Source organism: Mycobacterium kyogaense, from assembly GCF_036946525.1.
GTDB classification, from domain to species: Bacteria; Actinomycetota; Actinomycetes; order Mycobacteriales; family Mycobacteriaceae; genus Mycobacterium; species Mycobacterium kyogaense_A.
Genome location: NZ_JAQIIY010000020.1, coordinates 36,245 through 58,082, shown reverse-complemented (window position 1 = coordinate 58,082; position 21,838 = coordinate 36,245). Strand labels below are relative to the sequence as shown.

At 70.2% G+C, this 21,838-nt stretch carries 25 protein-coding genes and 2 pseudogenes; 6 read left to right on the top strand and 21 right to left on the bottom strand.

The annotated features are described in order from the left end of the window. Positions 1-56: 56 nt before the first annotated feature. Both PGN37_RS17775 and PGN37_RS17770 read right to left on the bottom strand, forming a co-directional pair. Entirely contained in the window at positions 57-635 is a 579-nt protein-coding gene (locus PGN37_RS17775) for a TIGR02234 family membrane protein (protein ID WP_335332326.1), read from the bottom strand. Continuing rightward, entirely contained in the window at positions 632-2,158 is a 1,527-nt protein-coding gene (locus PGN37_RS17770; RefSeq protein ID WP_335332325.1) for an anthranilate synthase component I, read from the bottom strand. Before PGN37_RS17770 ends, PGN37_RS17775 begins: the two co-directional genes overlap by 4 nt. Before the next feature lie 32 nt (positions 2,159-2,190). Here PGN37_RS17770 and PGN37_RS17765 point away from each other — a divergent pair, with 32 nt between their 5' ends. Then, positions 2,191-2,655 (top strand): peroxiredoxin, encoded by a 465-nt coding sequence (locus PGN37_RS17765; protein WP_335332324.1) that lies wholly within the window; start codon positions 2,191-2,193, stop codon positions 2,653-2,655. Here the strand turns inward: PGN37_RS17765 and hisI are convergent. The 8 genes from hisI to hisD are packed head-to-tail and all read right to left on the bottom strand — an operon-like array spanning position 2,643 to position 9,073. Continuing rightward, on the bottom strand, positions 2,643-2,993 hold the full coding sequence (gene hisI / locus PGN37_RS17760) for a phosphoribosyl-AMP cyclohydrolase (RefSeq protein ID WP_335332323.1): 351 nt from the start codon (positions 2,991-2,993) through the stop codon (positions 2,643-2,645). The genes PGN37_RS17765 and hisI overlap by 13 nt on opposite strands. Positions 2,994-3,021: 28 nt before the next feature. Beyond that, a complete protein-coding gene (gene hisF / locus PGN37_RS17755) occupies positions 3,022-3,807 on the bottom strand; it encodes an imidazole glycerol phosphate synthase subunit HisF (RefSeq protein ID WP_335332322.1) in 786 nt (261 codons plus the stop codon). Next, positions 3,804-4,622, bottom strand: a complete 819-nt coding sequence (locus PGN37_RS17750) for an inositol monophosphatase family protein (protein WP_335332321.1) — start codon at positions 4,620-4,622, stop codon at positions 3,804-3,806. The genes hisF and PGN37_RS17750 overlap by 4 nt, the downstream gene beginning before the upstream one ends. Then, the gene (gene priA, locus PGN37_RS17745) at positions 4,619-5,347 is read right to left on the bottom strand and encodes a bifunctional 1-(5-phosphoribosyl)-5-((5-phosphoribosylamino)methylideneamino)imidazole-4-carboxamide isomerase/phosphoribosylanthranilate isomerase PriA (RefSeq protein WP_335332385.1); all 729 of its coding nucleotides are present in this window, start codon (positions 5,345-5,347) and stop codon (positions 4,619-4,621) included. The genes PGN37_RS17750 and priA overlap by 4 nt, the downstream gene beginning before the upstream one ends. Positions 5,348-5,367: 20 nt before the next feature. Then, complete coding sequence (gene hisH / locus PGN37_RS17740) at positions 5,368-5,988, bottom strand: imidazole glycerol phosphate synthase subunit HisH (protein ID WP_335332320.1); 621 nt, start codon at positions 5,986-5,988, stop codon at positions 5,368-5,370. 24 nt (positions 5,989-6,012) lie between these two features. Further along, positions 6,013-6,630 (bottom strand): imidazoleglycerol-phosphate dehydratase HisB, encoded by a 618-nt coding sequence (gene hisB / locus PGN37_RS17735; protein WP_335332319.1) that lies wholly within the window; start codon positions 6,628-6,630, stop codon positions 6,013-6,015. Further along, on the bottom strand, positions 6,627-7,733 hold the full coding sequence (locus PGN37_RS17730) for a histidinol-phosphate transaminase (RefSeq protein WP_335332318.1): 1,107 nt from the start codon (positions 7,731-7,733) through the stop codon (positions 6,627-6,629). Before PGN37_RS17730 ends, hisB begins: the two co-directional genes overlap by 4 nt. Further along, positions 7,730-9,073: a histidinol dehydrogenase gene (gene hisD, locus PGN37_RS17725; protein WP_335332317.1), complete on the bottom strand. Its 1,344-nt coding sequence runs from the start codon at positions 9,071-9,073 to the stop codon at positions 7,730-7,732. Before hisD ends, PGN37_RS17730 begins: the two co-directional genes overlap by 4 nt. A gap of 35 nt (positions 9,074-9,108) precedes the next feature. On the opposite strand from hisD, the gene PGN37_RS17720 reads away from it, so the two are divergent. Both PGN37_RS17720 and PGN37_RS17715 read left to right on the top strand, forming a co-directional pair. Then, entirely contained in the window at positions 9,109-9,534 is a 426-nt protein-coding gene (locus PGN37_RS17720; RefSeq protein WP_335332316.1) for a nitroreductase family deazaflavin-dependent oxidoreductase, read from the top strand. A gap of 10 nt (positions 9,535-9,544) precedes the next feature. After that, positions 9,545-10,183, top strand: a complete 639-nt coding sequence (locus PGN37_RS17715; RefSeq protein WP_335332315.1) for a LysE family transporter — start codon at positions 9,545-9,547, stop codon at positions 10,181-10,183. Positions 10,184-10,186: 3 nt separating this feature from the next. Here the strand turns inward: PGN37_RS17715 and PGN37_RS17710 are convergent, their stop codons facing one another. The 4 genes and pseudogenes from PGN37_RS17710 to nadA form a co-directional block, all read right to left on the bottom strand. Continuing rightward, positions 10,187-10,636, bottom strand: a complete 450-nt coding sequence (locus PGN37_RS17710; protein ID WP_335332314.1) for a hypothetical protein — start codon at positions 10,634-10,636, stop codon at positions 10,187-10,189. 3 nt (positions 10,637-10,639) lie between these two features. Beyond that, the gene (gene nadC, locus PGN37_RS17705; protein WP_335332384.1) at positions 10,640-11,494 is read right to left on the bottom strand and encodes a carboxylating nicotinate-nucleotide diphosphorylase; all 855 of its coding nucleotides are present in this window, start codon (positions 11,492-11,494) and stop codon (positions 10,640-10,642) included. Between the two features lie 8 nt (positions 11,495-11,502). After that, entirely contained in the window at positions 11,503-13,059 is a 1,557-nt protein-coding gene (locus PGN37_RS17700; RefSeq protein WP_335332313.1) for an L-aspartate oxidase, read from the bottom strand. Further along, positions 13,056-14,088, bottom strand: a pseudogene (gene nadA, locus PGN37_RS17695) (quinolinate synthase NadA). Before nadA ends, PGN37_RS17700 begins: the two are co-directional and overlap by 4 nt. Before the next feature lie 47 nt (positions 14,089-14,135). On the opposite strand from nadA, the gene PGN37_RS17690 reads away from it, so the two are divergent. Both PGN37_RS17690 and PGN37_RS17685 read left to right on the top strand, forming a co-directional pair. Next, positions 14,136-14,813 (top strand): NUDIX hydrolase, encoded by a 678-nt coding sequence (locus PGN37_RS17690; RefSeq protein WP_335332312.1) that lies wholly within the window; start codon positions 14,136-14,138, stop codon positions 14,811-14,813. Between the two features lie 42 nt (positions 14,814-14,855). Beyond that, positions 14,856-16,208: a lipase family protein gene (locus tag PGN37_RS17685; protein WP_335332311.1), complete on the top strand. Its 1,353-nt coding sequence runs from the start codon at positions 14,856-14,858 to the stop codon at positions 16,206-16,208. Here the strand turns inward: PGN37_RS17685 and PGN37_RS17680 are convergent. Genes PGN37_RS17680 through bioB form a run of 3 tightly spaced genes read right to left on the bottom strand, consistent with a single transcriptional unit; the run spans position 16,144 to position 18,025 of the window. Continuing rightward, entirely contained in the window at positions 16,144-16,806 is a 663-nt protein-coding gene (locus tag PGN37_RS17680; RefSeq protein WP_335332310.1) for a DUF2567 domain-containing protein, read from the bottom strand. The two genes, PGN37_RS17685 and PGN37_RS17680, sit on opposite strands and share 65 nt — an antisense overlap. Continuing rightward, positions 16,803-17,030 carry a biotin synthase auxiliary protein BsaP gene (gene bsaP, locus PGN37_RS17675; protein ID WP_046364696.1) on the bottom strand — a complete coding sequence of 76 codons (228 nt, stop codon included), beginning with the start codon at positions 17,028-17,030 and terminating at the stop codon, positions 16,803-16,805. Before bsaP ends, PGN37_RS17680 begins: the two co-directional genes overlap by 4 nt. After that, on the bottom strand, positions 17,030-18,025 hold the full coding sequence (gene bioB / locus PGN37_RS17670; RefSeq protein WP_335332309.1) for a biotin synthase BioB: 996 nt from the start codon (positions 18,023-18,025) through the stop codon (positions 17,030-17,032). Before bioB ends, bsaP begins: the two co-directional genes overlap by 1 nt. A gap of 76 nt (positions 18,026-18,101) precedes the next feature. Between bioB and PGN37_RS17665 the strand changes: the two genes are divergently transcribed. After that, on the top strand, positions 18,102-18,686 hold the full coding sequence (locus tag PGN37_RS17665; RefSeq protein WP_335332308.1) for a TetR/AcrR family transcriptional regulator: 585 nt from the start codon (positions 18,102-18,104) through the stop codon (positions 18,684-18,686). On the opposite strand, the gene PGN37_RS17660 is transcribed toward PGN37_RS17665, so the two are convergent. The 4 genes and pseudogenes from PGN37_RS17660 to PGN37_RS17645 all read right to left on the bottom strand — a co-directional run bounded on the left by PGN37_RS17660 (position 18,683) and on the right by PGN37_RS17645 (position 21,822). Then, positions 18,683-19,462: a hypothetical protein gene (locus tag PGN37_RS17660; RefSeq protein ID WP_335332307.1), complete on the bottom strand. Its 780-nt coding sequence runs from the start codon at positions 19,460-19,462 to the stop codon at positions 18,683-18,685. The two genes, PGN37_RS17665 and PGN37_RS17660, sit on opposite strands and share 4 nt — an antisense overlap. A 21-nt stretch (positions 19,463-19,483) precedes the next feature. Further along, complete coding sequence (locus PGN37_RS17655) at positions 19,484-20,008, bottom strand: 2'-5' RNA ligase family protein (RefSeq protein WP_335332306.1); 525 nt, start codon at positions 20,006-20,008, stop codon at positions 19,484-19,486. Further along, complete coding sequence (bioD, locus tag PGN37_RS17650; RefSeq protein ID WP_335332305.1) at positions 20,008-20,685, bottom strand: dethiobiotin synthase; 678 nt, start codon at positions 20,683-20,685, stop codon at positions 20,008-20,010. The genes PGN37_RS17655 and bioD overlap by 1 nt, the downstream gene beginning before the upstream one ends. Beyond that, positions 20,682-21,822 (bottom strand): annotated as a pseudogene (locus tag PGN37_RS17645) (8-amino-7-oxononanoate synthase). Before PGN37_RS17645 ends, bioD begins: the two are co-directional and overlap by 4 nt. Between the last annotated feature and the right edge of the window lie 16 nt (positions 21,823-21,838).

Sequence of the window (21,838 nt, the reverse complement as noted above, 5' to 3'; positions counted from 1 at the left end):
CCCCTGACGGCCGTTTGATTCTTAACGAAGGGTAGTCGCCACGACACCACAGCCCGTCACCGCCCCTTCTTGTCCGTCGTGGTCGGGTCGTTCCCGGCATCGAGCGCGTCCCAGATCATCCGCTCCGACATCGCATCGCCGGTGTCCGCGGTCTCGGCCGGTCGGCGCGCGTAACGGGCGGTGTCGCCGGCGGCACGAGTCGACGAGCGCAGCAGCAGAACCGCCCCGAGCAGCGACAGAGCTGCCGCCACCAGCGTGAGCACCGCACCCGTGGAGTGTCGTTCGGTGCCCACCAGTGCGGTGATCGGCACCTCCGCCAGACGCGCGGCGCGGGCGCCGACATCGGGCACCACCCACAGGCTGATCGCCAGGTAGCCCATCGCCGCGCTGGCCCCGGCGACGAGGACCGCGAGGATGCGCATCGGCCAGCCCCGCACCGCCAACGCCGCCACCGCGGCCGCCAACACCACCAGGGCGAGCGGTATCAGCGCCGTCGACCACGTCGCGCCCGTCAGATCGTCGGTCTTCGGATGGGTCAGCCCGTCGAACGAGGAGACCTGCACCCACGTCAGACGGGAGGCCCCCCACAGCGCCACCGCGGCCAGAATCAGCGCGAGCTGCCCGAGACGCGTCACGGCTCGCTCAGCGTCTCGGCCGCGGCGACAGCGTTGAGCACAGCGCGGGCCTTGTTCGCGGCCTCGTTGTACTCGTACGGGCCGTTGGAGTCGGCGACGACGCCGCCGCCTGCCTGCACGTAGGCGGTGCCGCGCCGCATCAGCGCGGTGCGGATCGCGATCGCGAAGTCGGCGTCGCCGGCGAAGTCCAGATATCCCAGCACCCCGCCGTAGAGGCCGCGCCGGGTCTTCTCCACCTCTTCGATCAACTCCATCGCGCGGACCTTGGGCGCACCCGAGAGCGTGCCCGCCGGGAAACAGGCCGTCACCGCGTCCAGTGCCGTCTTGCCGTCGGCCAGCAGACCGGTCACCGTCGACACGAGGTGCATGACGTGGCTGTAGCGCTCGACGTGGCTGTAGTCCTCGACCTTGACCGTGCCCGGGCGGCACACCCGGCCCAGATCGTTGCGGCCGAGGTCGACCAGCATCAGATGCTCCGCGCGTTCCTTCTCGTCGGAGAGGAGTTCCTTCTCGAGAAGGACGTCCTCCTCCTCGGTCTCACCGCGCCAGCGGGTCCCGGCGATCGGGTGCGTGGTGGCCCGGCCGTCCTTGACCGTCACCAGGGCTTCGGGGCTCGAGCCGACGACCGAGAAGTCCAGCTCGCCATCGCCGTCGGGAACGTTGAGCAGGTACATGTATGGGCTGGGGTTGCTGACCCGCAGCATCCGGTAGACGTCCAACGGGTCGGCGTCGGTGTCCATCTCGAAGCGCTGCGAAGGCACCACCTGGAAGGCCTCACCCGCCTCGATGTCACCGACCAGCTTGTCGACGATCGCGGTGTACTCCTCGACCGTGCGCTGCGAACGGTGCAGCGGGGCGGGCCGGGAGAACGTGGCCACCGTCGAGGCCAGCGGTTCGGCCAGCGCCGAGGTCATGACGTCCAGTCGGGCGACGGCGTCGTCGTAGGCCTCGTCGACACGCTCGTCGGTGCCGTTCCAGTTCACCGCATTGGCGATCAGCGTGATGGTGCCCTCGTGGTGGTCCACCGCGGCGATGTCGGTGGCCAGCAGCAACACCATGTCGGGCAACCCGAGATCGTCGACCACGAGTTCGGGCAGCCGCTCGAGCCGCCGCACGAAGTCGTAGGCGAAGTACCCGACCAGACCTGAGGACAGCGGGGGCAGACCGGGCAGCGGCGCGGTCTGCAGCAGAGTCAGCGTCGAGCGCAGTGCCTCCAGCGGATCGCCGCCCGACGGGGCGTCCTGCGGGGTGACGCCCAGCCACGCCGCCTTGCCGTCGCGCACGGTCAACGCCGACGGCGCGCCCGCGCCGATGAACGACCACCGCGACCACGACCGTCCGTTCTCCGCGGACTCCAGGAGGAATGTTCCGGGGCGGTTGGCGGCGAGCTTGCGGTACGCCGAGAGCGGCGTCTCGCTGTCCGCGAGCACCTTGCGGGTCACCGGCACCACACGATGCTCGGCGGCCAGCACCCGGAAGTCCTCACGCGATGTCGTCACAGTGAGACTGGCGGTGGACTGCACGTGGGCATTCTCCCAGACGTAGGTTGTAAACCATGAATCGTGGCGACACCGTGGCCGAGTTCTCCCTGCCCGACCAGACCGGCTCGACGCGGTCGCTGACCGAACTGCTCGCCGACGGGCCGATCGTGCTGTTCTTCTATCCCGCCGCGATGACGCCCGGATGCACCAAGGAGGCGTGCCACTTCCGCGATCTGGCCGCCGAATTCGCCGCCGTGGGCGCCACCCGCGTCGGCATCAGCGCCGACGCCGTCGACAAGCAGGCGCGCTTCGCCGACCAGCAGAAGTTCGACTACCCGCTGCTCTCGGACACCGACGGCACCGTCGCCGAGCAGTTCGGGGTCAAGCGTGGGTTGCTGGGCAAGTTCCTACCCGTCAAGCGCACCACGTTCGTGATCGACACCGACCGCACCGTGCTCGACGTGATCGCCAGCGAGATCAGCATGGACAGCCACGCCGACAAGGCGCTGCAGACCCTGCGCAAACGTCAGTCGGCCTGACCCAGCAGCAGATCGGCGTCGAAGCACGTGTGATCGCCGGTGTGGCACGCCGCGCCGACCTGGTCGACTTCCAGCAGCACGGTGTCGCCGTCGCAGTCCAGGCGCACCGAGTGCACCCGCTGCGTGTGGCCCGACGTCGCGCCCTTGATCCACTGCTCGCCACGCGAACGCGAAAAGTACGTCGCCTCACGGGTTTCCAGCGTGCGAGCTAGAGCGTCGTCGTCCATCCACGCGACCATCAGCACCTGACCGGTGCCGCGCTCCTGCACCACGGCGGCGAACAGGCCGTCGGCGTTGCGCTTGAGCCGCTGCGCGATCTCGGGGTCCAGAGCGCTCATCGCTGCCCTTTACTCTTCGCGCAAGCGCTCATCGGACCGTGATACCTTCCGCCTTCATCGCCGCCTTCACTTCGCCGATGGTCAGCTGCTTGAAGTGGAACACGCTGGCCGCCAGCACGGCGTCGGCGCCTGCAACAACCGCGGGCGCGAAATGTTCCACGGCACCGGCACCGCCGCTGGCGATCACCGGCACCGACACCGCCCCGCGCACCGCACGCAGCATCGTCAGATCGAATCCGGCTTTCGTGCCGTCGAAGTCCATGGAGTTCAGCAGGATCTCCCCGACCCCGAGTTCGGCACCGCGGGTCGCCCATTCGACCGCGTCGATACCCGTCCCGCGGCGCCCGCCGTGCGTCGTGACCTCCCAGCCCGACGGCGTGGGCTGCGAGCCCTCCGGCACGGTGCGCGCGTCGACCGAGAGCACGATGCACTGCGAACCGAACTGCCGCGACAACTCCGAGAGCAACTCCGGGCGCGCGATCGCGGCCGTGTTGACCGACACCTTGTCAGCGCCGGCACGCAGCAGCATGTCCACGTCGGCGACCGAGCGCACGCCGCCGCCGACGGTCAGCGGGATGAACACCTGCTCGGCGGTGCGGCGCACCACCTCGAGCATCGTGGACCGCCCCGACGACGACGCCGTGACGTCCAGGAACGTCAGTTCGTCTGCGCCCTCGGCGTCGTAGACCGCGGCCAACTCCACGGGATCGCCCGCATCGCGCAGGTTCTCGAAGTTCACACCCTTGACGACGCGGCCGGCATCGACGTCAAGGCACGGGATCACGCGGGTCGCGACGTCACCGCCGGTGCTCACAGATAGTCCTTGGGGTCGCCGGCCGAGCTGATGATGTCGAGCATCTCCTCGTGCACGCCCGGCGCCGCGACCAGCGCCGACGGGGACGTCACCGTCCACGGCTCCCCCGCCAGATCGGTGACGACGCCGCCCGCGGCGCGCACCAGCGCGACACCCGCGGCGTGATCCCAGATGTGGTGACCGAAACTCATGGCTCCGCCGAGGATTCCCGCCGCGACGTAGGCGAGATCGATACCCGTGGCGCCGTGCATCCGCATGCGCGAACACTGCCTGCTCAGGTTGGCCAGGACTGTCGCCCGGTACCGGCCCGGATAGCGGCCGCGCGATTCGACGTTGAAGGTGCCGGTGCCGACGATCGCGTCGTCGAGGCCGGCGCGGTCCAGCCGCGGCAGTTCCTGGCCGTTGCAGCGCGCCGGTCCGCCGACCACCGCGGTGTAGCGCTGCCCCATGAACGGCAGCCACGTCAGCCCCAGTGCCGGCTCACCGTCGACCAGCAGACCCAGCAGCATCGCCGCCATCGGCGATCCCGCCGCGTAGTTGAACGTCCCGTCGATGGGATCGAGGACCCACACCATCTCCGAATCGATGGACTCGCCGCCGAACTCCTCGCCGTGCACCCCGATCCCGGTGAGCCGCTGCAGCTCGGCGACCACGCGGCGCTCGATCGCGAGGTCCACCTCGGTGGCGAAGTCGTTGCCCTTCTTGGCCACTGCGGAATCGGCGCCGTGACCGGCGATGAACTGTGCCGAAGCGCCGTCGAGAACCCCCGCGGCCGTGTCGAGCAGCTCGCCGAGCTGGCGCGCGTCGACCGTCACGTGCCGACCGCGGCCAGAGCCTCAGGCAGCGTGAAACGGCCTGCGTACAAGGCTTTTCCGACGATTGCCCCTTCGACGCCGGTTCCGGTCAGCGTCGCGATCGCGCGCAGGTCGTCCAGACTGGACACCCCGCCCGACGCGATCACCGGCGCGTCGGTGCGCTCGCACACCGACGAGAGCAGCTCGAGGTTCGGCCCGTTCAGCGTGCCGTCCTTGGTGACGTCGGTGACGACGAAGCGTGAGCAGCCCTCGCGGTCGAGGCGCTCGAGCACCGTCCACAGATCGCCGCCGTCGGTCTCCCAGCCACGGCCGCGTAACCGGTGCTCACCGTCAGCGATCAACACGTCCAGGCCGACGGCTACCTTCTCGCCGTGCTCGGCCACCGCGCGTGCGCACCACTGCGGGTTCTCCAACGCCGCCGTACCGAGGTTGACGCGGGCGCAGCCGGTGGCCAGCGCCGCCGCGAGCGACTCGTCGTCCCGGATGCCGCCGGAGAGTTCGACCGCCACGTCGAGCGTGCCGACCACCTCGGCGAGCAACTCCCGGTTCGAACCACGGCCGAACGCGGCGTCCAGATCCACCAGATGGATCCACTCGGCGCCGTCGCGCTGCCACGTCATCGCCGCATCGAGTGCTGAGCCGTATTCGGTCTCGCTGCCGGCCTGACCCTGCACGAGGCGCACAGCGCGCCCCTCCACCACGTCGACGGCGGGCAACAGGACCAGTTTCGGTGCATTCACGCCGGTCAACTTAGCGCCCCGATCCAGTTGGACAGCAATTCGGCACCGGCATCCCCACTCTTCTCGGGGTGGAACTGCGTGGCCGACAACGGACCTGCCTCGACGGCCGCCAGGAACGGCACGTGGTGGGTGGCCCACGTCAGGACCGCATCCGGGTCGCCCTCCCACTGCTGGGCCGCATAGGAGTGCACGAAGTAGAAGCGGGTCGCGGGGTCCATGCCCCGGAACAGCACGCTGTCGGCGGGGGCGTCGACGACGTTCCAGCCCATGTGCGGGATCACCGGCGCGTCGAGGCGGACCACCGCGCCCGGCCACTGCCCGCAGCCGGTCGATTCGACGCCGAACTCGACGCCGCGGGCGAACAGAATCTGCATCCCGACGCACACGCCGAGCACCGGCCGCCCGGCTGCGACGCGGTCGGCGATGATCTTCTCGCCGCCGACCGCACGCAGCCCGGTCATGCAGGCCTCGAACGCCCCCACGCCGGGTACCACCAGACCGTCGGCGGCCATCGCGGCGCCGGGATCAGCGGTCACCTCGACCTCTGCACCGACCCGCTCGAGCGCCCGCTGAGCCGACCGCAGGTTTCCCGAACCGTAGTCCAACACCACGAGTTTCGTTGTCACAGTGTCACTCTCACAGCGTCACTCTTACAGCGTCCCTTTGGTCGACGGCACGCCGCTGACCCGCTCGTCGTACTCGACGGCCTCACGCAGTGCGCGCGCGACGGCCTTGTACTGCGCCTCGGTGATGTGGTGCGGATCGCGCCCGTACAGCGTGCGCACGTGCAGCGCGATGCGCGCGTTGAAGGCCAACGATTCGAAGACGTGCTGGTTCACCACGGTGTGGTACGGCGCCTGCGAGCCAGCGATCGTGAAGCTGACCATGAACTCCGGCTCCCCGGTGTGCACGAAGTACGGCCGGCCCGAGACGTCGACGGCGGCATGCGCCAGAGACTCGTCCATCGGGATGAACGCGTCTCCGAAACGGCGGATACCGCTCTTGTCGCCGAGCGCCTGACCGAGCGCCTGACCCAGCACGATCGCGGTGTCCTCGATCGTGTGGTGGCCCTCGATCTCGATGTCTCCCACGGCTTTCACCGTGAGGTCGAATCGGGCGTGGGTGCCCAGCGAGGTCAACATGTGGTCGAAGAACGGCACACCGGTGTCGATGCTCACCTGCCCGGTGCCGTCGAGGTCCAACTCGACGACGATGTCGGATTCCTTGGTCTTGCGTTCGACCTTCGCATACCTGTGGGGACGGCTCACTTCACTCCTTGTCGGGCACTGGCGTTCAGCAGTGCGTCGTTCTCGTCGGCCAGGCCGATCGTGGTGCGCAGGTATCCGGGGATGCCGACGTCGCGGATCAGCACCCCGGCCTCGAGGTAGGACTGCCAAGTCGCGGCAGCATCGGCGAACTCGCCGAACAGCAGGAAGTTGGCGTCGCTGGGGATGACCCGGAAACCCATGTCCGTCAACGCCGCAGCGACCCGCTCACGTTCGCTGATCAGCGTCGCGACACTGCCGAGCGTGTCGTCGGCGTGGCGCAACGCTGCCCGGGCCGCGGCCTGGGTGAGCGAAGACAGGTGATACGGCAGCCGGACCAGCAGCATCGCGTCCACGACTGAGGGGGCCGCCACCAGGTAACCCAGCCGGCCGCCCGCGAACGCGAACGCCTTGCTCATCGTGCGCGACACCACGACCCGGCTCGGGTATTCGTCGATCAGTGCGAGCGCGCTGGGCTGCGAGGAGAATTCGCCGTAGGCCTCGTCGACGATCATCACGCCACCGGCCATCGCGTCGAGGAGCAGGCGCAGGTCGTCGAGCGAAACACTCTGCCCGGACGGGTTGTTCGGGCTGGTGACGAACACGACGTCGGGGCGGTGCTCCTTGATCGCGGTGGCCGCGACCGCGGCATCGAGGCCGAAATCATCGGCGCGGTGCGCGGCCAGCCACCGCGTCTGGGTCCCGTCGGAGATGATCGGGTGCATCGAGTAGGACGGCACGAATCCGATCGCGCTGCGGCCCGGCCCACCGAACGCCTGCAGGAGCTGCTGCAGGATCTCGTTGGAACCGTTTGCGGCCCAAACGTTCTCGACTCCGACGGCGACACCCGTCTGAGCCGTCAGGTAGGCGGCGAGATCGGTGCGCAGCGCCACGGCGTCGCGGTCGGGGTAGCGGTGCAGTTCGGCGGCGGCCTCACGCACCGATGCGGCGACGTCGTCGACGAGCGCTTGGGTCGGCGGGTGCGGGTTCTCGTTGGTGTTCAACCGCACCGGCACGGAGAGCTGCGGCGCCCCGTACGGCGACTTGCCGCGCAGGTCTTCGCGCAGCGGCAGGTCGCCGAGCGTGGTGGTCTGGCCGGGGTTCACCTCTCGAACCTCCGCCGCACCGCTTCCCCGTGGCTGGGCAGGTTCTCCGCGTTGGCGAGTGTGATGACATGTCCGGCAACGTCTTTGAGCGCTGCCTCGGTGTAGTCCACGACGTGGATGCCGCGTAGGAACGTCTGCACCGACAGCCCGCTGGAGTGCCGTGCGCAACCGGCCGTCGGCAGGACGTGGTTGGAGCCGGCGCAGTAGTCGCCGAGGCTCACCGGAGACCAGGCCCCGACGAAGATCGCGCCCGCGGAGCGGACCCGCGCGGCGACGCCGGCCGCGTCGACGGTCTGGATCTCCAGGTGTTCGGCAGCGTAGGCGTTGACCACGCGCAGTCCGGTGTTGATGTCGTCGACCAGCACGATCGCCGACTGCTGACCGCTCAGCGCCGTGCCCACGCGCTCGCGGTGCACCGTCGTCTCCAGCTGGCGGGCCACTTCGGCGTCAGTGGCATCGGCCAGCGCGATGCTGTCGGTGACGAGCACACTGGCGGCCATCTCGTCGTGTTCGGCCTGGCTGATCAGATCGGCCGCGACATGCACCGGGTCTGCGGTGTGGTCGGCCAGGATCGCGATCTCGGTGGGGCCAGCTTCGGAGTCGATGCCGACCAGCGAGCGACAGATCCGCTTGGCCGCGGTGACGTAGATGTTGCCCGGCCCGGTGATCATGTCGACCGGGGCCAGGTCGCCCCCGTCGGTGTCCGTGCCGCCGTAGGCCAGCAGCGCGACCGCCTGGGCGCCGCCCACGGCCCAGACCTCGTCGACGCCCAGCAGGGCGGCGGCGGCCAGGATCGTCGGATGCGGCAGCCCACCATGATCTTTCTGCGGTGGGCTGGCGATCACGAGCGACTCGACACCGGCGGTCTGCGCCGGCACGACGTTCATCACCACACTGGACGGATAGACGGCATTTCCGCCGGGCACGTAGAGGCCCACCCGCTCGACGGGCACCCAGCGCTCGGTGACCGTCGCGCCCGGGCCGAGCGTGGTCGTGGTGTCGGTGCGGCGCTGATCGGCGTGGACGGCGCGAGCCCGCTCGATCGCGACCTCCAGCGCGGTACGGACGTCGGCGTCGAGCGCGTCGAGGGCAGCCCGCAGCTGTTCGACGGGCACGCGAACCCGGTCGGGCCGCACGCCGTCGAACGAGGCGCCGTACTCGAGCGCGGCGTCGGCGCCGCGTTCGGCGACGGCCTCCACGATCGGCCGGACCTTGGGCAGCACGGCGTCGACGTCGACGCCGCCGCGGGGCAGCGCGGTCCGCAGGCCGGCTGCCGACAGCGTCGCGCCACGCAGGTCGATGCGCCGCAGGAGCCGTGGCGATACATTCACGCTGACCATTGTCCCAGAGCACACAAATCAGAATCGGAGGCGTCATGCCGGACCGGCCGAGCAGGAGCAGCCACCCCAACAACGCGCCCGGTGTTCCGATGATCTTCCCGCCGTGGTTCGAAAGACTGCAGATCAAGTACATCAACCCGCTGCTGCGGCCGCTGTCGAAGCGGATGCCGGGGCTCGGGGTGATCCACCACCGCGGACGCACCTCCGGCACGGAGTACGAGACGATCGTCACGCCGTACCGCAAAGGATCGGTGCTGGCGATCGGGCTGGCGCACGGTAAGACCAACTGGGTCAAGAACGTGCTGGCCGCCGGCGAAGCCGACATCCGCATCGGCAGTACCACCCACCATCTGGTGCGGCCACGGGTGCTGCCGGCCGGCACCACCGATCCCTCGCTGCCGCGGATGGCGCAGATGGTCGCCAAGCGGTCCGGGGTCTTCGTCGCAGACATCGCATCGTGAGAAGCGCGACATGACCTGGCAGATGTGGCTGGCGTTCTTCGGCGCAGCGATCCTGATCGCGATCTCCCCCGGCGCCGGCGCCATCCAGTCGATGGCCACCGGTCTCACGCACGGGGTGCGCCGGGGCTACTGGAGCATCCTGGGTCTCGAGATCGGGCTGATGCTGCAGCTGACGCTGGTCGCGATCGGACTGGGCGCCGCGGTCGCGAATTCGATCCTCGCGTTCACGATCATCAAATGGCTGGGCGTGGCCTACCTGGCCTATCTCGCGTTCCGGCAGTGGCGCAGCGTCGGAGTGGATCTGCGCGCACAGGTCGACCAGGTGGTCGCCGGCAGCCGCCGGGCGCTGGTTGTGCGCGGCTTTTTGGTCAACGCAACCAATCCGAAGGGGCTGCTGTTCTTCCTCGCGGTGATGCCCCAGTTCGTGGTGCCGACCGCGCCGCTGCTGCCGCAGTACGTCGCGATCGGAGTCACGATGGTCGCCGTCGACCTGGTGGTGATGGGCCTCTACACCGGCCTGGCGGTGCGCCTGCTGACGTGGCTGCGCACCCCGCGGCAGCAGACCGTGCTCAACCGTGTGTTCGCCGGCCTGTTCGCTGCCGCCGCCGTCGTGCTGTCACTGCTGCGCCGCGGCCCGATGCCGGCCTGAGGATCAGCGGCAGCGGTTGCTGACGGCGGCGCTGGCCGCCTCCGCCGCCTCGAGACGTTTGGCCTGCGCCGGATCGGTGTTCGGGGCGCCCGCGGTGGCGGCCGCGCCGATGTCCATCAGGGTGTCGGCGAACGTCCGGACCGTGTCGGCGAGATCGGCCGGCGTGGCCGGGTCCAGCCGGGCCAGCAGGTACAGCCCGCCGTCCGTCAAGGCCAGGCGCGCGTTGGCGGCGGCGGCCAGCGAACCGCTGATGTCCTGCGGTGCGGTCACGTTGGTGTTGGTCGCCACACCCGCGCGCACGGTGTCGAACGCCGTGCAGATCCGTGCCGTCGCCGCGGAGCGCTGCTCGTCGGTGTAGTCGGGATCGCGGTCCAGCGTGCGTACCAACGCGGCCGCCGATATGCCGGTCGACAGCAGCGCCACCGCGAGAGCCAGGGCCGGTGAGACACGCATCGGCTACAGGTCCAGACCCAGATCGAGCACCCGCACCGAATGCGTGAGCGCCCCCACCGCCAGATAGTCGACGCCAGTACCTGCATAGTCGGCGGCGCTCTCCAGCGACAAGCCGCCCGAGGACTCCAGCATCGTGTGCGGCGAGCGCGTCGCCCGCCGCTGCACCGCGATCTGCGTCTGCCACACCGGGAAGTTGTCCAGCAGCACCAGTTCGACGCCCTCGGCGAGCACCTCGTCGAGCTGCTCCAAGGAATCGACCTCGACTTCGCATGGCAGATCGGGCGCGACCTCGCGGACCCTGCGCAACGCCTCTACGACCGATCCCGCAGCGGCCACGTGGTTGTCCTTGATCAGCGCCGCGTCGCCGAGCCCCATGCGGTGGTTGACGCCACCGCCGACGCGCACCGCGTACTTCTGCAGCGACCGCATCCCCGGAAGAGTCTTGCGGGTGTCTCGGATCCGAGCCTGTGTGCCCGCCACCGCATCGACCCATGCCGCGGTGGCCGTGGCGATGCCCGACAGGTGGCAGAGCAGGTTGAGCATGGTGCGCTCGGCAGTGAGCAGCCCGCGCGTCGGGCCCTCGACGATCAGTGCGGCCTCGCCCGGCTGCAGCCGGGTGCCGTCGGGCACCTGGTGGGTCACGCGGTAGCCCTCTGGGCCGAGCACGTCGTCGAACACGATCAGTGCGAGGTCACCGCCGGCGATGACGCCCGTTTCGCGCGCCACGACCGACGCCGTCGTGGTGGCGTCGTCGGCCACGGTGGCCAGCGTGGTGACGTCGGCCCCGTAGCGCAGGTCCTCGTCGAGTCCACGGGAGATGATCGACCGCGCGTCGGCCTCCTCCGCGGCCGTGAGCATCGGGGCCATCACCGGCATCCTGACGCGACCGGGCCGCAGACGATGCTGACCGCCTGGGCCGGATCGGTGTCGGGGTGATCGCTGCGGTGATGGCAGCCGCGGGTCTCGGTGCGCGCCCGCGCCGCCGCGCCGACGACACCGGCCACCGCGGTGAGCGCGGCGTCCTCGAACGTGCTGCGCGAGGCGATCATCCGCGGTTCCGCCGTGTCGAGCTGTGCGGCCAGCCGGATCAACCCGTCCTCGTCGCGGACGACGGAGGCGTAGGTGCTCATCGCCTGCTGCAACGACGGGCGCGCGAGCACCGGCCGCAGCGGCTGGTCTGCAGCGACCACCCGGGGCGGCCCGGCCACCTCGGCGTGCTCGGCGGCGGCGATGCCGGCACGCCCGCCGACGACAAGGCCTTCGAGCAGGCTGTTGGACGCCAGGCGGTTCGCGCCGTGCATGCCGGTACGGGCCACCTCTCCGGCGGCGAACAATCCGTCGATCGCGGTGCGCCCGTGCACGTCGGTGACGACCCCGCCGCAGCTGTAGTGCGCGCCGGGGACCACCGGAATCGGCTGCAGCGCAGGGTCGATGCCCGACGCGAGGCAGGCAGCCGTGACGGTCGGGAACCGGCGTGCCACATCCGCGACGTGGCGGGCGTCGAGGTAGACACACGGGTCGCCGGAGGCGGCGAGACGAGCCTCGATCGCTGCCGCCACGACATCGCGCGGTGCGAGATCACCCATCGGGTGCGCACCGGCCGTCACCGGATCGCCGTGGCGGTCGATCAGTCTCGCGCCCTCTCCACGGAGCGCTTCGGTGATCAGCGGCCGGCGGCCGGTGGCAGCGCCGGTGTAGAGCATGGTCGGATGGAACTGGACGAACTCCACGTCGGCGACCGGCAGTCCGGCCCAGATCGCCAGCGCGACACCGTCTCCCGTGGAGCCTTCAGGGTTGGTCGTGGCCCGGTAGAGGTGTCCGAGCCCGCCGGTGGCGAGGATGACCGACGGTGCGTAGATGGTTCCCGGGCCGTCCTCGCTGAGCACCGAGACGCCGGCGACGGCGCCGCCGTCGATCAGCAGGTCGAGCGCGACGTGGTTGCGGCGGATGTCGAGCGTCGCGGCGGCGTGGTCGAGAGCGCGCTGCACCTCCGCGCCGGTGGCGTCACCCCCAGAGTGGATGATGCGCCGACGGGTGTGCCCACCTTCGCGGGTCAGCGCCCATCGGCCCGGCTCCGACTCGTCGAATCGGGCTCCGGCACCGACCAATTCGGCGACCGCGCGGGCCCCGTCGGCCACGATCGAGCGCACGGCACCGGCGTCGCACAGCCCGGCACCCGCGGCGAGGGTGTCGGCCACGTGCGCGTCGACCGAGTCGTCGCCGTCGGGCAGGACCACGGCGATCCCACCCTGGGCGTAGAACGTCGCCGTCTCAGCCGCCTTGCTCAGCAGTATCACGGTGCGGCCGGCGCGGTGCGCGGCCAGCGCGGCGGCCAGACCGGCCACCCCGGTTCCGACGACGACGACGTCAGCGCGCAGGCGCCAGCCTCCGGAGCCGCCGCAACCTGCACCGTTGACGGTCATTCCCCGCCGCCGGGCTGCCCGATCTCGATCATCCGCGTGACGCTGGCACGCGCTCGCGCGGCGGTCTCGGGATCGACGTGCACTTCGTCGGCGCCCTCGACCAGGCAGCGCAGCATGGCCGCGGGGGGTGATCATCTTCATGTACCGGCACGACGCCCTGTCGTTGACGGCCTGGAAGTCGACATCCGGTGCGGCACGGCGCAATTGGTGCAGCATGCCGATCTCGGTTGCGACCAGGACTTGCCGCGCGCCGGTCTCCCGCGCAGCGTCGAGCATGCCGCCGGTGGACAGGATCTTGACGCGCTCCTGCGGGTAGGCACCCTCGCCGGCGAGGTAGAGAGCCGATGTCGCGCATCCGCATTCGGGGTGGACGTACAGTTCGGCGTCGGGATGGGTGCGCGCCTGCTCGGCGAGTTCGTCCCCGTTGATGCCCGCGTGCACGTGGCATTCACCGGCCCAGACGTGCAGGTTCTTCCGTCCGGTCATGCGGCGAACGTGGGCGCCGAGGAACTGGTCCGGGCAGAACAGGACTTCGCGGTCGGCGGGGATCGAGGCGACCACCTCGACGGCGTTGGACGACGTGCAGCAGATGTCGGTCTCGGCTTTCACCGCGGCCGTGGTGTTGACGTAGGAGACGACCACCGCGCCGGGGTACTCGGCCTTCCAGGCCCGCAGCTCGTCGGCGGTGATGGAATCGGCCAGCGAGCAGCCGGCCCGCTGGTCGGGAATCAGCACCGTCTTGTCCGGCGAGAGGATCTTGGCCGTCTCCGCCATGAAGTGCACCCCGGCGAACACAATCGTGTCCTCGGGCGCCTCGGCGGCGATGCGCGACAGAGCCAGGGAGTCACCCACGTGATCGGCGACGTCCTGGATGGCCGGCAGCTGGTAGTTGTGAGCCAGCAGCGTGGCGCCGCGCAGATCGAGCAGTCGACGCACCTCGGCCGCCCATGCGGCGTCCCCGTCGACACCGGTGTAGCCGTCGGGGCCGTCGACGATGCGGTCGGCACTGTCGGTTGCGAGCACGGTCATCGCCGTCTCCTTACCTTGATCGAGGTTTTCGACTTACAATCGAAAACATGCCACATCGTAGCACCCAGCACGAAGTCCTCGCCGCCGTGTTTCAGGTTCGCGACAGCGCGCTGCACGTCCTGCTGTGGCAGCGAGCCCTGGACCCGCAGCGCGGACGCTGGGCGCTGCCCGGCGGCCGGCTGGGCCACGACGAGACGCTGACCGACTCGGTGCGCCGTCAGCTCGCCGAGAAGGTCGATTTGCGGGAACTCGCCCACCTCGAACAGCTGGCGGTCTTCTCCGAACCCGATCGGGTGCCCGGCGACCGCACCATCGCCTCCACATTCCTGGGCCTGGTGCCCTCCCCCGCCACCCCCGAATTGCCCCCCGACACCCGCTGGCACCCCGTCGGCGCCCTGCCGCCGATGGCCTTCGACCACGGTCCGATGGTCGACCACGCGCGCACCCGTCTGGTCGCCAAGCTGTCGTACACGAACATCGGATTCGCTTTGGCTCCAGGGGAATTCGCACTGTCGACCCTGCGCGACATCTACAGTGCCGCCCTGGGGCATCCGGTCGACGCCACCAACCTGCAGCGCGTGCTGGAGCGTCGGCATGTGATCACGCGGACCGGCACCACGGCGCGCTCGGGACGCAGTGGAGGCCGTCCGGCGGCGCTCTACCGGTTCGCCGACGCCCGGTATCGGGTCACCGACGAATTCGCTGCGTTGCGCCCGCCCGGGTGAGTCGACTGGCTTCTTAGCGCATTCTTAAGTAACAATGCCGGGATGGACTTGGGCAGCGCGGCGCGGGCGACAGGGGCCGATTGGATCGGCCAACCCCACCATGAGGCGCTTCGCCCCAGGCAGCGACCGGCGGTGCCGTCCGACGATCCGTTCTACGAGCCGCCCGAGGGGTACGAGCACGCCCACCCCGGCACCGTGCTCCGCTCCCGCGAGGTCGAGCTGGCATTCCTCGGCCTGATCCCGCAGAAATTCAGTGCCACCCAGCTGCTCTACCGCACCACCGACTTCCAGGGCGATCCGCAGGCCAGCGTCACCACGGTGCTGATCCCGACCGAGCGCGACCACACGCGGCCGCTGCCGGTGGTGTCCTACCAGTGCGCCATCGACGCGGTGGCCAGCCGGTGCTTCCCGTCCTACGCGCTGCGCCGCGGCGCCAAGGCCGTCGGCGCCGTGGCCCAGTTCGAGTTCCTGCTGATTGCCGCCGCGCTCGCGGAGGGCTGGGCGGTGTCGGTGCCCGATCACGAGGGCTCGACCGGCATGTGGGGCGCGCCCTACGAGCCCGGCTACCACATCCTCGACGGCATCCGGGCCGCCATCAACCACCCGACGTTCCGGCTGGCCGCCGACTCACCTGTCGGACTGTGGGGCTACTCCGGCGGCGGACTGGCCTCGGCGTGGGCTGCAGAGGTACAGGCCGCCTACGCGCCGGAACTCAACGTGGTCGGCGCCGTACTCGGCTCGCCGGTCGGCGACCTGGGCCACACGTTCCGCCGCCTCAACGGCAGCATCTACGCGGGCCTGCCTGCGCTCGTCGTCGCCGCGCTCTGCCACATCTACCCCGACCTGGACCGCATGATCGCCGAGCACGCCACGCCGGAAGGCAAGGCACTGCTGGAGCGCATCCAGACGATGACCACTGCGCAGGCGATGGTCACGTGCGCGGGCCGGGACATGGCCGACTTGATCGATCGGCCGCTCGAGGAGATCCTGCTCAGCCCCGAAGTGCAGCACGTGTTCGACAGCATCAAGCTGGGCACGGCCGCTCCGTCGGTTCCGGTACTGATCGTGCAGGCCGTCCACGACCGCATCATCTCCGTCGACGACATCGACGAGCTGGCGCACACCTACGTGCGCGGCGGTGCGCATGTCACCTACCACCGCGACCTGTTCAGCGAGCATCTCCTGCTGCACCCGATGTCGGCGCCGATGACGCTGCGCTGGCTGCGGGACCGATTCGCCGGGAAGCCATTGCGCGAGAACATCAAGCGCACCAAGTGGCCGACGCTGCTGAACCCGTCGACCTACCGGGGCATGTTCACGCTGGGCAAGATCACGGTGAAGGTGATGACGGGGCGACGGGTGGAGCGTCAGCCGCTGTCGCGGTTCGACCAGTAGCCCCAGGAGCCCCGGCACTCGGCTCGACCGGAGGCCAGCCCCCGAGATCGTCGCGGGTGGTCGACACCGCGCCCAGCACGTACACCATCGCCGCGACGGCTGCCGGCAGCAGCAGTGTCAGCGCCACCTGCAGGGGCGTGTGGCCGAAGAACACCGACGGCGCCTCGACGACGTAACTCACCCGGTTCTGCTCGGTGACGTCGACAGCGGCCACGTCGAGGTGTCCGTAGCGCACTCGTGCCAGGGCAGCGCCGGAACCGACCGCGGCGGCCGACGCCACGATCGTGCCCACGCCCAGGGCCGCCATCATCACCGGTCCGCGCTGGGTCCGCCACTGCCACACGGCGACCGCGGCGATCACGGCGAGCACCGACAGGAACCCGACCATCAGGAACGCGGCGGTGAAGAAGTGATCGCCCTCGTTGCCGAGGTACGCCTTGACCCGGTCGTTGCTACGCGTCAGCGCGACGACGCTGTGGATGGGTGGCGCCAGCCACGCCCACACTGCACCGCACAGCGCCCCGGCGACGGCCAGCGCGACGATGACCCGCAGCGCGGCGTGGACGCGGGAGACCGGCTGGGTAGGAGCTCCGGTCACCGGTAGAGCTCCAGATCCTTCGAATCCACCTGGCCGTGCCGTGAGCACTTGGCCCACCACCCGTCCGGGCGCACCTGGACGACCATCCGGCGGCCGCAGTCGGCGCAGAACCGCGGGGGTTCCAGACCGAGCGCCGCGGCCGTGGGCACCGTCGATCCCGCGGGTTCGCCGGTGTAGACGTTGAAGACGCCGGCGCCCACCGGCGCGGGCAGCTCGTGCACCATCACAGGCTTGCGTTGAGTGCCTTGATCGGCATCTGCAGATCCTCCAGCAGCTCCAGATCTGCTTCGGCGGGCCGACCCAGGGTGGTCAGGTAGTTGCCGACGATGACGGCGTTGATGCCGCCGAGAATGCCCTTCTTGGCGCCGAGGTCGCCGAGCGTGATCTCCCGGCCGCCGGCGAAGCGCAGCATCGTGCGCGGCAAGGCGAGCCGGAACGCGGCGACGGCCTTGAGTGCCTCGGCGGCGGGCAGCACCTCGAGATCACCGAACGGGGTGCCCGGGCGCGGGTTGAGGAAGTTCAGCGGAACCTCGTGCGGGTTCAATTCGGCCAGATTGGCAGCGAATTCGGCGCGCTGCTCCAGCGTCTCCCCCATCCCGAGGATGCCGCCGCAGCACACCTCCATACCGGCCTCACGCACCATCTGCAGCGTCTCCCAGCGCTCCTCCCAGGTGTGGGTGGTCACCACGTTGGTGAAGAACGACTGGGCCGTCTCGAGATTGTGGTTGTAGCGGTGAACGCCCATGTCCCGCAGGCGATCCACCTGCTCCTGGGTAAGCATGCCCAGCGAGCAGGCGATCTGGATGTCGACCTCGTTGCGGATCGCCTCGATGCCGGCAGCCACCTGGGCCAGCAGCCGCTCGTCGGGTCCACGGACGGCGGCCACGATGCAGAACTCGGTGGCGCCGGTCTTGGCGGTCTGCTTGGCGGCCTCCACCAGGCTCGGCACGTCGAGCCACGCGCTGCGCACCGGCGAGGCGAAAAGTCCTGACTGCGAACAGAAGTGGCAGTCCTCGGGGCAGCCTCCGGTCTTGAGGCTGATGATGCCCTCGACCTCGACGTCCGGGCCGCAGTGGGCCATGCGGACCTCGTGGGCCAGCGCGAGCAGCTCGTCGAGACGGTCGTCGGAGAGCTGCAGTACCTGCAGCGTCTGGTCCTGGTCGAGGCCGACACCCCGCTCGAGCACCTGTTCGCGTGCCACCGCCAGAATGTCGCTCATTCACTTCTCCTCGTCGCCCTGTTGAACACCGTCGGCGAAGCCGACAATTGAACGGTGTTCAGGTTAGGGTACTGGCGTGCAGCTCCACAAACGCGACGTGGTCGCGGCGGCCACCTCGCTGCTCGACGATTACGGGCTCGCCGATCTGTCGATGCGGCGGCTGGCCCGCGAGCTCGAGGTGTCGCCGGGAGCGCTCTACTGGCACTTCGCGAACAAGCAGCAGCTGCTCGGCGCGGTCGCCGACCACATCCTGGCCCCGGTCACACACCCCGCCGGCGACTGGCGCACCCGGATGGCGACTCTGTGCCGACAGACACGTGATGCGCTGCTGTCTCACACCGACGGCGCCGAACTGGTCTCGGCGAGCTTCGCCGCCGCACAGTCGGCGGTCATGACCGAGGTGCTGGGTCACCTGACCGATGCCGCCGTCGAGGCCGGCGTGCCGGCGACGAACGCCGACCTGACCGCCCGCACGGTCGTCTACTACGTGCTCGGATTCACCGTCGACGAGCAGTCCCGCCGGCAGTGGGACGCCGCGGGCGCGGACCTACCCCACGCGTCGCTGCTCGCCGACGATCAGGACACCCGGTTCGACTTCGGCGTACGCCTGCTGATCGACGGCATCCTGGCGCGCGGCGAACAGCCGGTCCAGATCCTCTAGAAGCCCCGGTAGTTCGCGATGTCGGTCATCCATCGCGGATCGCCGGTGTCCAGCGATGCGTTGAGCGCCCACATCTGGACCCCCTGCTCGTAGCCGGAGACCAGGGCGAACCCGAGCTGCCGGCGCGCCTCGCTGGGGCCGGGACGGATGACGACCTCGACGATCTTGCTGGTCCTGCCCTCGGCGGTGACGCCGGCGAACTCGCCCTGGGTGTAGGTGGGACTCTGCGCGACGACGATGTTGTCGGCCTTGGGGGTCTCGTTACCGCTGCCGACGAGCGCCTCCACGTCGGGGTAGCGCTTCTGCGGGTCCATCGTCAGCACCGGCGCGTAGATGCAGGAGAGCAGGTTCTCGCCCTCATCGGTGGGTGCCAATTTCTCGGCGTAGTTCACCACCGCGAGATAGGTGTTGACGATCGCCTGACCCGCGGCAGCGGCGTCGCCGAGTGCGGCGAACGGCACGGGCGGCTTCTGGTGTGCGCCGCCACTGGCGTCGAGCGCCGCGCGCCACCGGTCCTGCCACGAGGCGAGGTTCTCGGCGATGTGGGGCACGCACCGGTCGATCCGGTCCGAGTAGCTCAATTTCATGAACTCGGAATGACCCGAGGAGATCGTGGTCGGCGGCGCGCTGGGCTGATAGAAGAAGTTCATCACCAGGGAGATGCCGCCGACGATCGCCCCGATGATCGCGATCGAGGTGGTGGTCCACCAGTGCGCGCGGCCAGGGCCCCAGTCGGACGACCGGCGGGGCTTCTCGTCGTCGGATCGCGTGGCCACCGAGGGGGAAGCTACCGCAGATCAGGTGATCCAGTGCTCCTCTTTGGCGTTGCCGTCCCAGTGGCGCAGCGCGGTGATCTCGGCATCGATGTCACGGGCGATGTCCGGTATCGCCAGCGCGAGAGGCACGAGAGCAGGCGGGATGCGCCGGCCGAGCGTGACATGTGGCGTCCACCTGCCCGGATTTGCATGCGGCAGAACACCTTTCGGCATGTAGGGCGCGCACACCTCGTGGATGTCGGCGTGCAGGGCCAGCAGGTCGGCCGACGGCACCACCAGTCGCACCAGCGTGACGGTGCGCCCGCCACCGAACAGCATCGGCGCGCCGATCACGCACGGCAGGGGCAAACGGTCCACCAGCGGCGCCAGCGCACGATCCACCGCGTCGTCCATCTGCTCGGCCACCGTCAGCGTGACGTGCGGCCGGTTACTCGGTGCGGTGTGGCCCGCCTGGCTGGGCACCCCCGCGGTCGCCAGTCCGTCCCACAGGCCCCGCACCGACGTCTGAGTGGCGACGTCGAACAGCGCCTCGACAGAGTGCACCACTAGATCAGTCCGGCAACCCAGCCCGGGTCGAACGCCCGCGCGGTGATCTGCTCGAAGTCGGAGGCGCCGAGCGCCCCGAGCCCGGCGGGCAACGCCGCCCGCACAGGAGCCAGCCGCGCCAGCGCATCCCGATTGTCGATCTCGGCGACCCCGGGTTGGGCCGGCCAGGAACCGATCACCAGACCGGCACACGAAACATCATGCGCGGCAAGCGCTTCTACCGTCAGAGCGGTGTGGTTGAGGGTGCCCAGTCCCGCGGCGACCACGATCAACACCGGCGCGGCCAGTTCGGCGGCCACATCACGCAGTGTCACGCCGCCGTCGGCAAGCTCCACGAGCAGCCCACCGGCACCTTCCACCAGCGTCAGGCGGCCGGGTGCATCCGCTCGCCGCACCAGCTCGATCAACTCCGCGCTTGTGGGCAGCGCGGCGCCGGCCCGCGCCGCGGCCGCCAGCGGCGCGAGAGGTTCCGGATAGCGCCATCCCGAGAACAGCTCGGACACCCCGGCCTGCCTGCCGATCTCGGCCAGGTCGTCGTCGCCGTCGGCGGTGCCCGTCTGCACCGGCTTGCACACCGCCACGTCCAGGCCGGTGAGCCGCGCATGACAGGCCAGCGCCGCGGTCGCGACGGTCTTGCCGACCCCTGTCCCGGTGCCGGTGACGACGAGCACGCTCACCGCGCCAGCACGTCCGTCAGGACCCGGCGGGCCAGGGCCATCTCGTCGTCGGACAGGGACGCCCGGGCAGTCAGCCGCAGCCGCGAGGTGCCGGCGGGCACGCTCGGCGGCCGGAAGCAGCCGACTCGCACGCCCAGCTCGAGGCAGGCCGCCGCGGCGGCGAACGCCACCTCCGGTTCGCCGAGGATCACCGAGACCACGGCCGAGGTGGGGGTGTCGGCCACACCGCAGATGTCGGCCAGCGCGGCGGCGTGCTCCAGCACTCGGCGGGCTCGCCACGGTTCGTCGATCAGCACGCCGAGTGCCGCGTGCGCCGCGCCGACGGCAGCCGGCGCCAGCCCGGTGTCGAAGATGAACGGTCGCGCCGAGTCGATCAGGTGCTCGCGCACGGCGGCCGGGCCGAGCACCGCGCCGCCCTGGCTGCCCAGCGCTTTCGACAGCGTCGTCGTCATCACCACGTCGGGCGCTCCGGCCAGCCCGACCTCGTGCAGGAGCCCGCGGCCACCCGAGCCGCGCACGCCGAGTCCGTGGGCCTCGTCGACGATCAGCAGCGCGCCCTGCCGGCGGCACGCGTCGTGCAGCGCGGTCAGCGGGGCCAGGACACCGTCGGCGGAGAACACCGAGTCGGTGATCACGACGGCACGGCCCTCGGTGCGTCCGGCCAGGGCAGTTTCCACCGCCGCGACGTCGCCGTGCGGGGGTGACGACCACCCGGGCCCGCGACAGGCGGCACGCGTCGACCAGCGAGGCATGGGTCAGCGCGTCGGACACCAGTAATGTGCCCGGACCCGAAAGCGCCACCACCGCACCGAGATTGGCGGTGTACCCCGAGGAGAAGACCAGCGCCGACTCGGCGCCGACGAACGCGGCCAGGTCGCGCTCGAAGTCCTCGTGCAGTTCGGTGTTGCCGGTGACCAGGCGGGACCCTGTGGACCCGGCGCCCCAGGTGCGCAGGGCCGCCACGCCACCGTCGAGCACCCGGGGGTGCTGGGCGAGGCCGAGGTAGTCATTGGAGGCGAGATCGAGTTCGGCGCCGACGGGCGGGCGGGCGCGCAGGGTCCGGCGCAAGCCCGCGGTGCGCCGCTGGGCTGCGACGTCGTCGAGCCAGGCCAGCGGATCCAGACCGACGCGCGTCACCGGCGCTCCTCTTCGA

What these genes read in the sequence shown, in the direction of transcription:
- PGN37_RS17765 (WP_335332324.1), top strand. Translation starts at nt 2,191, where the DNA reads ATGAATCGTGGCGACACCGTGGCCGAGTTCTCCCTGCCCGACCAGACC.
- hisI (WP_335332323.1), bottom strand. Translation starts at nt 2,993, where the DNA reads ATGAGCGCTCTGGACCCCGAGATCGCGCAGCGGCTCAAGCGCAACGCC.
- hisD (WP_335332317.1), bottom strand. Translation starts at nt 9,073, where the DNA reads ATGGTCAGCGTGAATGTATCGCCACGGCTCCTGCGGCGCATCGACCTG.
- PGN37_RS17720 (WP_335332316.1), top strand. Translation starts at nt 9,109, where the DNA reads ATGCCGGACCGGCCGAGCAGGAGCAGCCACCCCAACAACGCGCCCGGT.
- PGN37_RS17715 (WP_335332315.1), top strand. Translation starts at nt 9,545, where the DNA reads ATGACCTGGCAGATGTGGCTGGCGTTCTTCGGCGCAGCGATCCTGATC.
- PGN37_RS17710 (WP_335332314.1), bottom strand. Translation starts at nt 10,636, where the DNA reads ATGCGTGTCTCACCGGCCCTGGCTCTCGCGGTGGCGCTGCTGTCGACC.
- nadC (WP_335332384.1), bottom strand. Translation starts at nt 11,494, where the DNA reads ATGCTCACGGCCGCGGAGGAGGCCGACGCGCGGTCGATCATCTCCCGT.
- PGN37_RS17700 (WP_335332313.1), bottom strand. Translation starts at nt 13,059, where the DNA reads ATGACCGTCAACGGTGCAGGTTGCGGCGGCTCCGGAGGCTGGCGCCTG.
- PGN37_RS17690 (WP_335332312.1), top strand. Translation starts at nt 14,136, where the DNA reads ATGCCACATCGTAGCACCCAGCACGAAGTCCTCGCCGCCGTGTTTCAG.
- PGN37_RS17685 (WP_335332311.1), top strand. Translation starts at nt 14,856, where the DNA reads ATGGACTTGGGCAGCGCGGCGCGGGCGACAGGGGCCGATTGGATCGGC.
- bsaP (WP_046364696.1), bottom strand. Translation starts at nt 17,030, where the DNA reads ATGGTGCACGAGCTGCCCGCGCCGGTGGGCGCCGGCGTCTTCAACGTC.
- bioB (WP_335332309.1), bottom strand. Translation starts at nt 18,025, where the DNA reads ATGAGCGACATTCTGGCGGTGGCACGCGAACAGGTGCTCGAGCGGGGT.